We start from the raw sequence: 14,057 nt of genomic DNA, 5'->3' as shown, positions 1-14,057 counted from the left end.
TGTTTTTGAGTGTGTGGGGGGGGGGGCATTCCTATAAGCTCTTGTCTATAAACATAAGTCTATAGGGCGTTAGTGCTTACCAGAAGATCCAAGCGAACAGTGTTAGTACTAGGATACAAACTAGGTTCAGCACCATACCGACTCGCATCATTTCTTTTTGTTTGATGTGACCAGAGCCAAATACAATCGCATTAGGTGGTGTCGCGACTGGTAGCATGAAGGCACAAGATGCGGCAATCGCAATCAGTGCAGATAAGATAACAGGTGACATACCCAGCGCTTCAGCAATGGTTGCAAATACAGGGACAAGCAATGCCGCACTCGCTGTATTACTCGCAAATTCCGTTAGAAATACCACGAACGCTACCACGGCTAGAATCGTAAGAAGCACGCCTGCTGTTTCTAAAAATCCGCTTAGTGAGTGTGCTAGGAATACGCTGGTTCCAGTCGCTTTAAGAATGTTACTTAAACAGATACCGCCACCGAACAGGATAAGCACACCCCAATCCGTTGTCTTCTCGACATCTTTCCATTCAACCGCTCTAGAAGCGCCAAGCAGTACAATGGCACCAATCGCTACCAAGCTATCAAACTTAGAGAATCCGCCAATCATTGCGTTGATTGGTTTTCCGAATATCCAAAGTGTTACGGTTAAAAGGAAGATAGACAGTGTGATTTTTTTGCTGTTTGTCCACTCTACAGGAGCGTGGTCTAGCTCAAATTTATGGTCGAGCTTTGGCTTCGTCATCACGTACAGGACAACCATTGTGATTGGCAATAAGATCATTGAGATAGGTAGACCTAGCGCCATCCATTCTGTGAAACTTAAACCAACTTCTGCGGCCGCAATTGCGTTTGGTGGGCTACCCACTAAGGTTGCGATGCCACCAATCGATGCACAGTAAGCAATGCCTAGTAGCACAAATACGTAGGTGTTACGGTCTTCACTTTGGTCAACTTTGTTCATGATGCCTAGAACAAGAGGAAGCATCATTGCTGTGGTTGCAGTATTTGAGATCCACATTGATAAGCTCGCACTCACACCGAACAGCATGAACACGGCTACTGACATTCTGCCTTTTGCAATCAACAGTACTTTGTCAGCAATCGCTTTATCTAACTCTTGCTTGTTCAGCGCGGCTGCCAATGCGAAGCCACCCATGAATAGGAAGATGATTGGGTTCGAAAAGTTAGCCAGCGCAGCGGGCGTGTTGAATACACCAAACAAGACAGCCAATAGGGGAACGAGCAAAGCGGTGATGCTGACGTGAATCGCTTCTGTTAACCATAAAATGGCAACGAATACGAGAATACTTAAACCTGTATTCACTTGCGCTTCGAATGGCAGGGTATTGAGCAAAAGTGCAAATAGCGTGAAATTACCAATTAAGATCATGCTGTTGCGGGTGAACAACCAGTGTTTCAGTGTAGTAACAAGTGCCGTCATAAGACGCTCCTTTTGTTATCCTCGTTTTATTGGTGCACAAACTTCAAGAGCGGTGCTTATTCTGTACGAGGTATATAGCTTGATGTAGGGTCAGACTTTGTTGGAAGAATGTTACTCAAGTTAATAAAGGAGTGTTGGTGTGTTTTTGCTTAACAATGGGGAAGTGTGAGGCAACAAATTCAAAATGTGTAGTTTTCTACACATCGGTCTCTGCTGGTTCTAAAATAGGGCTTGTTGTAGGGTCTACAATAGGGTTTACAGTGGGGTCAGTGATAGGGTTTGGAATCGGAAATGATTCCGGTTTTGGACTGGGTTGAATTGGCTCTTTAGGTCCAAGGAACTTTGGCGTTGTCCCCATAATATACAGATCAAGGAATGCTTTGGTGCGCGCAAACACTTCACGTAAACGTATTGAGGTTCCCGAATGGTGAGTTGGCCCTGAAACTGCCAAACACTGCGCATGAATATCGTAAGAATTGGCGATGAAGAGCGCTCTTTCACAGTGGAATTTCTGAGTGATGATCAGAAAATTATCAGTATCGAATATCTTTTTAGCGCGAACAATCGAGTCCAAGGTTCTAAAACCTGCGTAATCTAGATTGATGCGTTCATCGGGTACACCCGCTTTCAACAAGTCGCGTTTCATCGTCCACGGCTCATTGTAAGAGCGATGAGCGTTATCGCCACTCAGTAGAAATTGATCCACTTTTTCACGATCGAACAGCTCAATCGCGGCTTCGATTCGGTGTTTATAATAGTCGTTGAGTGTTCTGCCCAGATATTTGCTTGTGCCAAGCACAACCGCGACCTCAAGCTCGGGCACGTCATCAATATCGTAGATGATGCGATCTTCCGCTTGCCATGAAACCCAATAATCGATCGCAATAACCGCAGCGCTGCCAACTAAGAACACGAGGAAAGCGCCAAACAGAAAACCTTGCAGTTTTTTGTAAGCTTTTTTTATGTAGCTACGGATAATGTGAGAATCAAATTTCACTCTCGGTATGGTCCTTTGACTGAGCATTAATTTTTGAGTGCTCGATAATACCAAATAAAAATGAGAAAAATCAGTTAAAAAGACAAGACAGTGTAAAGAAAAAAGCCCCTGCAGTTGCAGAGGCTCTTATAAGAGTAGTTAACGCTCTTTATTCCAAGCGCAGTACACTTTATTTAAAGTACAGCACGTTTTATTAGAATGCAGTACGCTTGTAGCGACGGTAAACCGGCTGCCAGAAGTGCTGGTCAATCGCTTGTTGAAGAGCTTCTTCAGTGATCTCTAGAGCAACGCCCTGTTCAATCGCCTTTTTACCTACCGCAAGAGCAATCTTCTTAGATACGGTGTGGATCTCTTCCAATGGTGGAAGTAGAGCGCCTGTGCCATTGATTGCTAGTGGAGAACACGTAGCAAGTGCACGGCTTGATTCCATTAGCATTTCATCAGTGATACGTGAAGCATTCACAGCCAATACACCAAGGCCAATACCTGGGAAGATGTAGCTGTTGTTACACTGAGCGATTGGGTAAGTGGTGCCGTTATGAGTTACTGGCTCAAATGGGCTACCTGTGGCAACCAGTGCTTGGCCATCAGTCCAACGAATAATGTCGTTTGGAGTTGCTTCAACACGGCTTGTTGGGTTTGATAGTGGGAACACGATAGGGCGTTCACAGTGTAGGTTCATCTCTTTGATGACTTCTTTGCTGAACAGACCTGGAGCACCAGATACACCAACTAATACTGTTGGTTTCGCGTGGCGAACAACGTCTAGTAGAGAGAAACCAGTGCCGTCGCTTTCCCAGTCTTTGGTGTTTTCGTTGGTTTGAACGAGACGCTGTTGGAAATCAAGCAGGTTTTGCATCCCTTCTTGTAGCAGACCCCAACGGTCAACCATGTAAACTTGAGAGCGTGCTTGTGCATCGCTGATACCTTCAGACACCATTTGAGCAATGATAGCTTCAGCAATACCACAACCTGCAGAACCCGCACCTAAGAAGGTGATGCGTTGATCTGAAAGTTTGCTGTTTGCTGCTTTACATGCTGCAAGTAGAGAACCAACCGTTACGGCTGCTGTGCCTTGGATGTCATCGTTGAAACAACAGAGGCGATCTTTGTAACGCTCAAGCAGTGGCATTGCGTTCTTTTGTGCGAAATCTTCGAACTGAACTAATGCATCAGGCCAACGGCGTTGAACTGCTTGGATGAACTCTTCAACGAATGCATCGTAGTCAGCACCTGTGATACGAGGGTGACGCCAGCCCATGTACATTGGGTCAGCAAGACGTTGAGGGTTGTTTGTACCCACATCGAGCACGATAGGTAGCATGTAAGCTGGGCTGATACCGCCACAAGCTGTGTACAGTGCTAGCTTACCAATTGGAATACCCATGCCACCGATACCTTGGTCTCCCAAACCAAGAATACGCTCACCATCCGTAACCACGATAACTTTAACGTTGTGGTTTGTCGCATTGTTCAGTAGGTCATCGATACGATCGCGGTTCGGGTATGAGATAAACAGACCACGGCCACGACGGTAAATATTTGAGAAGTTCTCACATGCTGCGCCAACCGTTGGCGTGTAAATGATAGGCATCATTTCAGAAATGTGGTTTTGAACTAAACGATAAAAAAGCGTTTCATTAGTGTCTTGGATGTTACGAAGGTAGATATGCTTATCCATATCACTTTCGAAGTTACAATATTGCTTGTATGCACGTCCTACTTGCTCTTGGATTGTTTCGGTCGTTTCCGGTAACAAGCCTTCAAGGTTGAAAGAACTGCGCTCTTCAGCAGAGAATGCGCTGCCTTTGTTTAGAAGAGGGGTACTTAGTAGAGCAGGACCAGCATAAGGGATATATAGAGGGCGTTTATCGTTGTTCATTGGATGCCTAATATGGGAGAAAGGGTAACCGAAAAATGATAACGGTTTAGTTATTCAATTGTAAATAGTTTCCCTCCGATCTTTGCAAACAAAATGATATTCTTACCCATGTCCCACACTTATCGAATTCTAGCGCCATAATTCGTTATACTTCGCTCACACTTTTTCGCGACTCCTCCTTTTTATGTCATTACTTCCTATCGATTCTTATCAAAACGTATTCCACGAGCAAATCGCCAATTCTCACCTTGTAGTCGAAGCTGAAACCGGATCGGGTAAATCAACGCGTTTGCCACTTTGGGCTTCTCAGCATGGACGAGTGCTGGTGGTGGAACCAAGACGTATCGCGTGTACGTCATTGGCTAAATACCTCGCACAGCAATCGGGTGAGAAGCTTGGTAGCAAGGTTGGCTATGCGATTAAGCTTGAGTCAGAGTATAACGAGCAAACTAACGTTGTTTTTGTGACTCCCGGTATCGCGCTGCGTTGGTTATCAGAAGACGGATTAGCCAGTTTTGATGTGATTGTGGTGGATGAGTTTCACGAGAGACGCTGGGACATTGATCTGCTGGTAGCGATTCTCAAACAAAAAGAGAGCCATCGCTTGGTGATCACTTCAGCAACCATTGAAGGAGAGCGTCTTGCTCATTACTTGGATGCGAATCGAATAAGCTGTGAAGGCCGAACTTATCAAGTTGCTATTGAACACAGGGCGAATGAATCCAGAGCATTGCCCGATATTCGACATCTAGAGCAACGCATTGCTGAAGAAGTGAATCATCAATTGATCGCTTCACATGACGATATCTTGGTTTTCCTACCAGGTAAAAAAGAGATCGTGCAATGTGAACAAGCCTTGGCAAAGAATCCAGACATCCAAGTAGTGAAATTGCATGCGTCGGTCTGTGAAAAAGAACGAGATCTAGCGTTATCGGGTCGTAATATCAATACTGAAGGTAATAGCCTGAGAAAGGTCATTTTGGCGACCAACGTTGCTGAAACCTCCCTCACCATACCTGATATTGGCGTGGTGATAGATTCAGGGTTAGAAAGACGCACCGTTCAACGAAACGGAAGAACCACACTGATGCTTAAATCCATATCACGAGCGAGTGCCAAACAACGAGCTGGCCGCGCGGGTAGGGTGATGGATGGCATTTGTGTGCGTCTATATGGCGAGCATGCGGCGTTAGAGTTAGTCACGCCACCTGAATTGCAGCGTGAAGAGCTGACAGAACCTGTGTTGGCCGCGGCATGTTGTGGTGCTCCGTTTGAGAGCTTGTCCTTCCTTGATCCTATTCCTGAGAAGTCATTAAACAGCGCGACTCAAACCTTGCTGACGATGGAGGCGATTAACGCCGACCATCAAATTACCGAGCATGGTAAAAAGCTGTATCCATTGCCGATTGATGCTTTGTATGCCGACATCGTTACTCGAATCAAAACCAAAGCCTTAAAAGAAGCGATGGTCGATCTCACCGCGGCGTTGTCCGTTCCTGCTCGCTTATACCAATTACCAACCAATGCAGAACATCTTGAAGCGCTGGCTCAGCAAGAAAAGGAAGGGTGTGATCTAAGCCTGTTGATTCAGATTGTTCGTGGTCGCGATTATCCGCATCTAGAAATAGACCAACAGGCACTGAATGAAGCACAAGGGCTGGCAAAGCAAATGCGTGAGGTGTTTGAACTTCCTCAGTTAGAAGTCGCGTCACGTTTCCAACGTATTGAGCTGCTTAAGACTATTGTGAATTTGCATCCTGAGCTGGTGTTTGTGCGCCGACTGAAGAGGAAAGAAGCCTTTGCCAATGGAGTGTTAGAGGCAGTACTCGGCCGTCAGAATCGTTTCCCGGACAATGCACAAGCGATGTTGGTGCTTGATACCCATAGTTTGCCGGGAAGAGGTGTTAAGCAAACACTGACCTTAGCGACGGTCACGGCACCTATTCCTCTTGAGCTTATCATTGAAGCTGAACTCGGAGAGTGGGAGCAAGGTGAAACAAGAGTAAATGATGATGGTGTCTTTACCGAGATGGCTTTGGTATACGCAAGCCGTACAATTACGACTAAGCTCGTCGCGGCTGAAGGGCAACTATCATTAAAGCCTATTGTCGATCTTGTGTTAAAAGGCGTCCAACTTCCCGGTTTTGCAAAGGTTCGCACTCAAGAAATCAAACACTGGCAGCTGTATGTGAAACTCGGTCTCGATGAACAAACCCAATACACACCAGAAATTGAGAACATTAACTTTGAGCTATGGTTGATAGAGCAGCTTGAGGTGCTAGGTGTCACTGATGTGAGCGAATTGGAAATGTTCGACCATGCAGACATACCTTTCCATGGGATTCCAAGTTGGTTCTATTCAGAGTTCTCTGAAAAATACCCGTTTGCACTGAGCCTTGCCGACTTACAACTCGATGTAGAATACTTGCCCGCGCGAAAGCTGATTTACGTTCACTATCAATCGGGTAGCCGAAAGTTATCACCAAAACGCTGGGAGCTGCCAACATGGTCTGGCTGGCGTATTCAATACAAAAAAGCGAGCCGGATAATTGATATAAAATAGATAGATAAGTTTTATCTCTAAAATATTAATCAAATAGGTGCATATATGATTATTCAGTGCTTATTTTGTTACAAAATTGATTTTTATATGCCTTTTTAACCAATCAAAAGGTCATAAAAGACTATTCTTCTATATCCTATTGCTATAAAGAAAGAGTTGATAGATATTGAGTATATTGTGTTGTCAAAGTGTCGGGGGACATCATGGAAAAACAGATAGAGACGCGTGTAGAGTTCGATTACACAACCTTTCTTGGCGCCTCATGCAGTAAAAAATGGACTTTTCTGGAAGCACTAACCACAATTGCGCCAGTATTCAGTACCGTCTGGCGAGATAGCATTAAAGAGCTAGCAAGCCCTGAAGATCGTTTATGGCAGATGGCATTAAAATCAATGTCGACGCGTAAAAGTGATGAGTCAAACATTGTTACCTTACTTAAGCTAGCTAGGCTGGAAGGGATCAATGAGCTCAAAGTTGTTATGCCATATTCTCTTGAAGAAGAGCAGATAGAGTACATCGAGACGCGCAGTCATTTGGTGATCGCCGAGAATACTGGAGAAGAGTTTACTATCAAGTTGTAATCTCTCATTATTACTTAGAGCTTAGAGCTTAGAGCTTAGAGCCTAGAGCATATAGCTTAGAAGCGAGCTCAAAGAATATTAAAAATCGCACACGTAAAAAGGGCCTCAATAATGATGAGGCCCTTTTAGTATCTGAAACTTGTGTTTACGAGCTTACTCGCTTTCTAGAATGCAATCAGTCGACTAGACCATAGTCAGCACGCAGTACATCGATGATTTCTTGCTTAGGATTCTCGCTCAGTACGATCTCTGCACCTGTGATTTTCGCTGCGATATCAAGATAAGTACGCGACAGAGACATCAGTGAATCGAGAGGCAGTTCATTGTCACGAGCTAATGCTTCACGTTCTGGCATGCGTTCTTTGTTCAAAAGAATGTCTGCATCAGGGAAGTAGTTAAGCAAGAACTGACGGAAACCCTCTTTAGAGTTTTCAACGATATTGCCTTTGTTGTATTCCTGAGTATCCCAAATGCGAGATGAATCTGGCGTACCCACTTCGTCCATGTAGATCAGCTTTTCTTTACCTTGAGCATCGTTGACGTAACCAAATTCAAACTTTGTATCCACAAAGGTTTGGTCGACTTTCGCAAGTGCTTGGCTGATAACGTTGAAGCCTTCTTTTAACAGCTTCTCGTAGTGCGCGATATCGCTTGCTTGAGTAAAGTTGAACGCTGCGAAGTTATCTTCGATGTTGTTACGCGAGATGTTCACATCGTCAGCTTCTGGAACACCAGGGATACCTTTCAAAATCCCTTTTGTTGAAGGCGTGATCAGTAGCTCAGGTAGCTTCTTGTCTTTCTCGAGGCCTTCAGGCATCTCGATACCACAGAATTCACGTTCGCCGTTTGCGTATGCACGCCACATTGAGCCGGTGATGTATTGACGACAAATCGCTTCAATCATAACTGGGCGAGCTTTTTGTACAATCCATACAAACGGGTGGGGGATATCAAGAATATGACTGTCAGCAAGTCCGTTGTCTTTAAACAATTTGAACCAGTGGTTAGAGATAGCATTCAGAGCCGCTCCCTTACCGGGAACACCTTTAAGATTACCTTCACCACGCCAGATACAATCAAATGCAGAGATACGGTCACTGATCACCATGATTGCTAAAGGCGCATCTGGTGCTACATCGTAGCCTTTCTCTTTGATTAGTCGTTGACTATCTTCTTCAGTTAACCAGTAGACTGAGCGAACTTTGCCACTGTGGACAGGTTTGTCAGTACGGATTGGTAGGTCATCATTTACGGCAAGAACTTGATCAGCAAGGCTCATTTAGACATTCCTATCTTTTATCAAACGTCATACAGAGAAGTGCGGTGTGCACATGATTAGACGGGCATTATACTCAATCTACTATTTCCTTCCAGATAAAAAGCAAACGATTGCTAAATCTATTGTTTAAATAAAAACCCCCGCCTAACAATTCGCCAAAAAATAGGCGAATCGTAGGGCAGGGGAAGGCAGTATATTTGGACTGTGTTTTGGAGCTATGCTGTTAAGTTAACTTAAGTTTGTTAGCTAAAAGATTAAGCTATGTGTATGGGCTATGTTTTTGAGCCAACAATGTTATTAAGCCAACATGATATTAAGCAAGGTGGCTTAGTGAATACGCTCTGAATTCGCATCCATAAAGAAGACTTCACACTGAAAGCGCATTCCTAATGTTCTTAGATATTGCTGACTGAATTGATCAATCGATGCACTTGCCACAATCGCACTCGCATTCTTAGAGCGAATGGCTTTCTCGACGGTTTCTACCTCAGTCATTTGATGAGAGGCTTTCATATGAATAACTCGGTCGCAGCAAACATTATGTTGCTTCAGCTGCTTGGCGGATGGTCTCGGTGTTTGAGCGGTAAACAGTAGCCACTGATGTTGGTTGGACAGCAACGCCATTCTTGCAAATAACGCTTCCTCGTTTGAATTTTTGCTTTTACGAGAAACTGATGTAAATGCGCAGTGAACTAGCGGGCTAGAGTGTTGGGCTTTAACGTGTGCTTGAATCATTTTGCTGTCCTTATATACATGCTGTATGTGTATACAGTAGTTTTAGTTGCTTATAAGATCAAGCGTTTTTTGCGGGATTATTGGACGATTTTGTCTGAAGTGATAGGTAGGATGTTGTTAAGTGATTGAAATTATTTAATAAATTAAATTCGAATGAATTTGCTGTTTTGTCTCATAAGTTGAAAAAATGTGAGCTTTATACAGGTGTATACAGTGGTTTTGACAGAAAAGTACTGTATACACCTGTATAGAAGAGAGAAGAGAGAAGAGAGAAGAGAGAAGAGAGAAGAGAGAAGAGAGAAGAGAGAAGAGAGAAGAGAGAAGATCTAAAACCACAGACACAAAAAAAGCGCCTTAGGCGCTTTCTTATATTTCAACGGTGTTGCTTATCTCAATGTCGCTTGGGAGAGTTTTGCTCTCATTTCCATTTCACCAATATTGAACTGGCGAACATCAATGGTTGCAATATCATTGCACTCTTTACATGCATGATGACACTTACCATCTAGGTAGTCGTGCTTTTTAACTAGGCTTGGCTTTTTGCACCAATCACAAACGCCTTCTATTGTGAACATATTCTCTCCTCACCTGTTTAAGTCAGGTGTATTTTCGGCGCAAATTATGACACAAGTAAGACCCATTAGTTAATAGTTTGTTACCCGTTTTTGAGAGGGGGATCGATTGCAACACTAATAAAATCGATATCTTTGCGACCTTGCAAATTTAATATGTGTAGTTGTTTACGGTTTTGTAACATTTTGTAAAATGGTTTTTAGCGCATTGTTCAAACGTTTCATTTCTTCGTCACATCCGTGACCATCTGGATGGTAGATCTTTGATAATTGTTTGTATCGTATCTTGATGCTTTTCTGGTCTGGAATTGAGCTAGGCGTGTAGCCAAATAGCGCACAAGCTACCTGAAAATTGTTCAAGCTCTTGTTGTTTTTCTGCTTCTTCAGTTCGTTATAGATAGTCTGAAGTTGGCGCTTTTGCTGTTTGATTGTGAAGTCTTTGGCGCTAAGCTGCGCTTCAAGTGTCTGCTGTTGCTGATTTAACTCACCAGACTTCAGAATCTGTCGCTTTCGCGATACAACCAGAGTCGCGCTGATACTCACTATTGCAATTAAAACGGCCAGTACTGCGCCGATCATATAGTCAGAGTTTGTTAGGTTAGAACGTGTTGCTTGGTCTCTAGAAGTTAGTGCCGAAGGGAAGGTACTTGGTTGATTCGTATTGGCTTCTGCACTGACGTTGTCATTGAGCTGCTCAATCGAAGAGATCTGTTTGGCGCGTTGTTGGTTAAATTGTGCTTCCAGAACGCGATTGTAACCATCTTCTGCATCAGGGTTGTCTTTTAAGGCCGCTTCATACCATAGCTGTGATGCATCTAATGGTAGGAGTAGATCTTTCTCAAGCGAGGACTCATAGATCTTTGCGACCTCAACTGAGGCGCGTTTGTTACCTTGCAATGCTGATTTGATAAACCATTCTAAAGCTAGCTTGTTGCTTTGCTCTACACCTGTCCCAGATAAATACAATTCAGCCAGCCTAAATTGCGCATTTGCATTGCCGTTATCCGCTGATTGCGAGTACCAATAAAATGCATCGCTGGTGCTCAAAGGGACGTCGACACCCGATTCATAAGCTTGAGCTAATTGGTATTGAGAAACTGGATCTTGAGGTTGTGACTCTTGAGATTGTGGAGCTAATGAAAATTCATCACCGCTTGCTGCGTGCACGAAATGTGTGGTGGACAACGGTATCGTGGAAAATATGAGGGCTAGAAATAGAGGCCTAAGAAGTGATGATGACAAAATGTTGGATAGGATCAGCAAAAGATAAGTCTCGTAAAAAGCCCAGAATCGATATGTCAGTATGAATACGCTTTATGGTCGTTGATTATTATTATCACGTTAAATGAGTAACATAACTGATAAGCAACTATATAGAGGTTAATTCAATAGATAAAGGTAACTGGGCTTTAACCGTGCTACTTAAGTGGCAAGATTTGAATTTCTACGCGACGGTTACAAGCACGACCTTGAGAGGTGTTGTTGTCACATAGAGGGTAACGTTCACCATTACCACGAGCAATGGCACGACCTGCAGCAACGTCTTGAGAGATCAAGAATGCACGAACAGATTCAGCACGACGCTCAGAAAGGATTTGGTTAGACGACTCGCTACCAGTGCTGTCAGTGTGACCGTCGATCACTAGGCTAGTGTCTGGGTATTCAACTAAGATACGAGCAACACCACGTAGTGTGTTGTGAATACTAGACTCCAAAGCGTAAGAGCCAGAACCAAAACCAATGCCGTTTTCTAGGCGAAGTAGAAGCTGGTTCTCACCAACGCGTTCAACTTGAACACCAGAGTTCATGAGTTCTTCACGAAGTGCAGCTTCTTGTTGGTCGAAGTAGTAACCGATACCACCACCAACGGCAGCGCCACCAGCAGCACCGATGAGTGCACGTTTACGGCGATCTTTAGAATCGTCACCAGTAGCAGCACCAGCAACGGCACCAGCGATTGCACCAATTAGAGCGCCTTGAGTTGCAGAGTTAGTCTCAGATTCGCCAGTTGTAGCATTTTGGCGTTGAGTTGCCTGACAACCCGTTAGAGCGACAGTAAGCGCTAGGGCTAGTGTGATTTTTTTCAACGTATTTCTCCATCATGTACTTCTGTCAAACGCATAGATTGCGAATGACAAACATATAGTCCTATAAGTATTATTGATGGTTTTAACAATGTGCTGAGGAAATGTAAAGAGCAAGCATTATGATTTAGCTAAATGGCATGCTCTACGATTTGGTGATTTTTTTAGCCGCTTGAGTTCCGCCAACAGGGCGGTTTACCGAAAGCTTACGACCTTTCTTCAAACCAACTTCATAGTCAGCGGTGAGGTTTTTCATCGCTTCTCTGAGTTGTTGTTTGAAGGTTTCACGGTCAATATTTTCAAATTCTTTATCAATGTAGTTATTGATTTTGTTGTTTGACTCGTCGTCCGGGGTAATGATAGGCAACTTTTCAAGCGCACCTTCTACCCAACCAGAGACGTAAGAATTCACACGACGAGTGACTTCGAGAGTTCCGGTACCAGATCCTGCAAAGCTGTTTCTGAATTGACCCGTATGCTCGTTCAATTCGCGATAAATAATATCGAAAGCAAAGGCAGCAAAGATTGCTCGATCAGCTTCACCAATGAACTCCACACGCTTAAGGCCTTTGTGGTTCAGTAATACGGCTTCTACGCCAAACTTGGTGTTAATACCGCGAATAACACGCAGCAGTGTAGAGCTGATATTTGCAGGTAACAGATGACTGGACTGAGTTTTTCCCATCTTGATAAATTCAATATCGTCTTTCTCGAGACCATATTTCAGCATCAAGTTATGCGCCATTTTTATCGCATTGGCCGCTTCATTGACGTTCGCAGAATTTCCAAGCTCAAGGCACTTGGCAATTTTCTTTAGGGCTTTTTTCTTATCCATCGACTACTTAATCATTACCGCAAATTTTGAAAAGTCCGACATTTTACATGTTTTGGCAGGTAACAGCAAAGTCAAAAGTCATTTGTTATTACGCGGTGAGCCATTTATGAAGGATGGAAGAGGTGGCTTCTGGGTAATACAAAAACGCCATCAAGCGTATTGATGGCGTTAGTGACACGATTTTCCGGATTAACTAGAGCATTAGCAAACTAGATACCAAGTTCATCGAGTAGATCGGCTGCAGAATCATTACCTGAACTTTGAGCGGGCTTATTCGCTTCCTGCATTTTTTTCTGAGTAGCCTCAAGAATACTGTCTGGACATTCGTCTTCAGCGATCTCAAATTCTTCTAATTGGATGAATTCTGTCTTATCCATTGCAAGCTCTAGGTAGAAGATGTTGTTGTTTGCAGTCGAGAAGGTCACACGACGGGCTTGTGGACGATCTAGGTTAGTATCAACAGAAAGGTTTACTTGCTTGTTCAATGCCAGCATTTTCGGTTGGTTCTGTGTGATGTTGGTTTGCAGTTCTTTACGGATCTTATTGGTGAAATCACCAACTAACTGGTTCATTAACTCGCCCAAAACATCGCCCACTTCGTCTGAAGTGTGTAGTACCGCCAGCTCATCTTCTGGCATGCCCATGTTACGCATGTAATTGGTATAGATCTCTAGCGCGGCTTTAGACGTAAAATTGATGACAACAAGACCAGAAAAGCCACCGTCAAATAAGACGAAACAACCAAAGTCTGGCTTCAGACTTGTCTTGTTGATCTTTTGAACCATAGCTGAATAGGACACCTGAGAAGCCGTCGCTGAAGTGAGTACGCTTGAGACTGATTGGCATAGCTTAAGAAGAATATCTTCAGTTGTGACTGTTTTGTTTTTTTTCATTGTGATGTGCTCATGGAGATGTCTTAAACAAAATGTTATTCAGTATATTGGACTGAATTAAGACGAAAGTGACTATTTCTCCATTCTTGCACTGAGATTCTGATTTGATCACCTTTTTATATGATCTTAATAGTAGTAAAGTGACGAAATTCAAAGAAAATTATTAAAAATCTCAGATAACCCAATGCT

Annotated in this window: 12 protein-coding genes; 2 read left to right on the top strand and 10 right to left on the bottom strand. The window is 43.6% G+C overall.

What is annotated here, in order from left to right; all coding sequences use genetic code 11:
* Positions 1 to 76 precede the first annotated feature (76 nt).
* The 3 genes from OCU90_RS10550 to OCU90_RS10540 form a co-directional block, all read right to left on the bottom strand.
* The gene (locus OCU90_RS10550) at positions 77 to 1,447 is read right to left on the bottom strand and encodes an SLC13 family permease (protein ID WP_061021587.1); all 1,371 of its coding nucleotides are present in this window, start codon (positions 1,445 to 1,447) and stop codon (positions 77 to 79) included.
* Between the two features lie 196 nt (positions 1,448 to 1,643).
* Entirely contained in the window at positions 1,644 to 2,444 is an 801-nt protein-coding gene (locus tag OCU90_RS10545) for a SanA/YdcF family protein (protein ID WP_061021585.1), read from the bottom strand.
* Between the two features lie 193 nt (positions 2,445 to 2,637).
* Complete coding sequence (locus OCU90_RS10540; protein ID WP_017089115.1) at positions 2,638 to 4,326, bottom strand: NAD-dependent malic enzyme; 1,689 nt, start codon at positions 4,324 to 4,326, stop codon at positions 2,638 to 2,640.
* A 184-nt stretch (positions 4,327 to 4,510) separates the two neighbouring features.
* Here OCU90_RS10540 and OCU90_RS10535 point away from each other — a divergent pair, with 184 nt between their 5' ends.
* Entirely contained in the window at positions 4,511 to 6,889 is a 2,379-nt protein-coding gene (locus OCU90_RS10535) for a helicase-related protein (protein WP_061021583.1), read from the top strand.
* Positions 6,890 to 7,092: 203 nt separating this feature from the next.
* Positions 7,093 to 7,470 carry a hypothetical protein gene (locus OCU90_RS10530; protein ID WP_004733416.1) on the top strand — a complete coding sequence of 126 codons (378 nt, stop codon included), beginning with the start codon at positions 7,093 to 7,095 and terminating at the stop codon, positions 7,468 to 7,470.
* A 175-nt stretch (positions 7,471 to 7,645) separates the two neighbouring features.
* Here OCU90_RS10530 and OCU90_RS10525 read toward each other — a convergent pair whose 3' ends face one another.
* The 7 genes from OCU90_RS10525 to OCU90_RS10495 all read right to left on the bottom strand — a co-directional run bounded on the left by OCU90_RS10525 (position 7,646) and on the right by OCU90_RS10495 (position 13,868).
* Positions 7,646 to 8,749, bottom strand: a complete 1,104-nt coding sequence (locus OCU90_RS10525; RefSeq protein ID WP_004733417.1) for a phosphoribosylaminoimidazolesuccinocarboxamide synthase — start codon at positions 8,747 to 8,749, stop codon at positions 7,646 to 7,648.
* A 327-nt stretch (positions 8,750 to 9,076) separates the two neighbouring features.
* Positions 9,077 to 9,484 carry a SulA-like leucine-rich domain-containing protein gene (locus tag OCU90_RS10520; protein WP_004733418.1) on the bottom strand — a complete coding sequence of 136 codons (408 nt, stop codon included), beginning with the start codon at positions 9,482 to 9,484 and terminating at the stop codon, positions 9,077 to 9,079.
* Positions 9,485 to 9,870: 386 nt separating this feature from the next.
* Positions 9,871 to 10,059 carry a hypothetical protein gene (locus OCU90_RS10515; RefSeq protein WP_004733419.1) on the bottom strand — a complete coding sequence of 63 codons (189 nt, stop codon included), beginning with the start codon at positions 10,057 to 10,059 and terminating at the stop codon, positions 9,871 to 9,873.
* Between the two features lie 165 nt (positions 10,060 to 10,224).
* Positions 10,225 to 11,319, bottom strand: coding sequence for a tetratricopeptide repeat protein (locus OCU90_RS10510; RefSeq protein WP_061021581.1), 1,095 nt, complete (start codon positions 11,317 to 11,319; stop codon positions 10,225 to 10,227).
* A gap of 155 nt (positions 11,320 to 11,474) precedes the next feature.
* Positions 11,475 to 12,143: an OmpA family protein gene (locus OCU90_RS10505; protein WP_004733421.1), complete on the bottom strand. Its 669-nt coding sequence runs from the start codon at positions 12,141 to 12,143 to the stop codon at positions 11,475 to 11,477.
* Positions 12,144 to 12,285: 142 nt separating this feature from the next.
* The gene (locus OCU90_RS10500; protein WP_004733422.1) at positions 12,286 to 12,975 is read right to left on the bottom strand and encodes a DUF2786 domain-containing protein; all 690 of its coding nucleotides are present in this window, start codon (positions 12,973 to 12,975) and stop codon (positions 12,286 to 12,288) included.
* A gap of 209 nt (positions 12,976 to 13,184) precedes the next feature.
* Positions 13,185 to 13,868 (bottom strand): DUF3334 family protein, encoded by a 684-nt coding sequence (locus OCU90_RS10495; RefSeq protein ID WP_004733423.1) that lies wholly within the window; start codon positions 13,866 to 13,868, stop codon positions 13,185 to 13,187.
* Positions 13,869 to 14,057: the final 189 nt, after the last annotated feature.

This window comes from Vibrio splendidus, from assembly GCF_024347615.1.
In the GTDB taxonomy this organism is placed as follows: Bacteria; Pseudomonadota; Gammaproteobacteria; order Enterobacterales; family Vibrionaceae; genus Vibrio; species Vibrio splendidus.
This window is presented reverse-complemented; position numbering and strand designations above follow the sequence as displayed.

Coding starts and splice junctions, on each gene's coding strand:
- OCU90_RS10495 (WP_004733423.1), bottom strand. CDS start 13,868: ATGAAAAAAAACAAAACAGTCACAACTGAAGATATTCTTCTTAAGCTA.
- OCU90_RS10520 (WP_004733418.1), bottom strand. CDS start 9,484: ATGATTCAAGCACACGTTAAAGCCCAACACTCTAGCCCGCTAGTTCAC.
- OCU90_RS10500 (WP_004733422.1), bottom strand. CDS start 12,975: ATGGATAAGAAAAAAGCCCTAAAGAAAATTGCCAAGTGCCTTGAGCTT.
- OCU90_RS10525 (WP_004733417.1), bottom strand. CDS start 8,749: ATGAGCCTTGCTGATCAAGTTCTTGCCGTAAATGATGACCTACCAATC.
- OCU90_RS10550 (WP_061021587.1), bottom strand. CDS start 1,447: ATGACGGCACTTGTTACTACACTGAAACACTGGTTGTTCACCCGCAAC.
- OCU90_RS10515 (WP_004733419.1), bottom strand. CDS start 10,059: ATGTTCACAATAGAAGGCGTTTGTGATTGGTGCAAAAAGCCAAGCCTA.
- OCU90_RS10535 (WP_061021583.1), top strand. CDS start 4,511: ATGTCATTACTTCCTATCGATTCTTATCAAAACGTATTCCACGAGCAA.
- OCU90_RS10530 (WP_004733416.1), top strand. CDS start 7,093: ATGGAAAAACAGATAGAGACGCGTGTAGAGTTCGATTACACAACCTTT.
- OCU90_RS10540 (WP_017089115.1), bottom strand. CDS start 4,326: ATGAACAACGATAAACGCCCTCTATATATCCCTTATGCTGGTCCTGCT.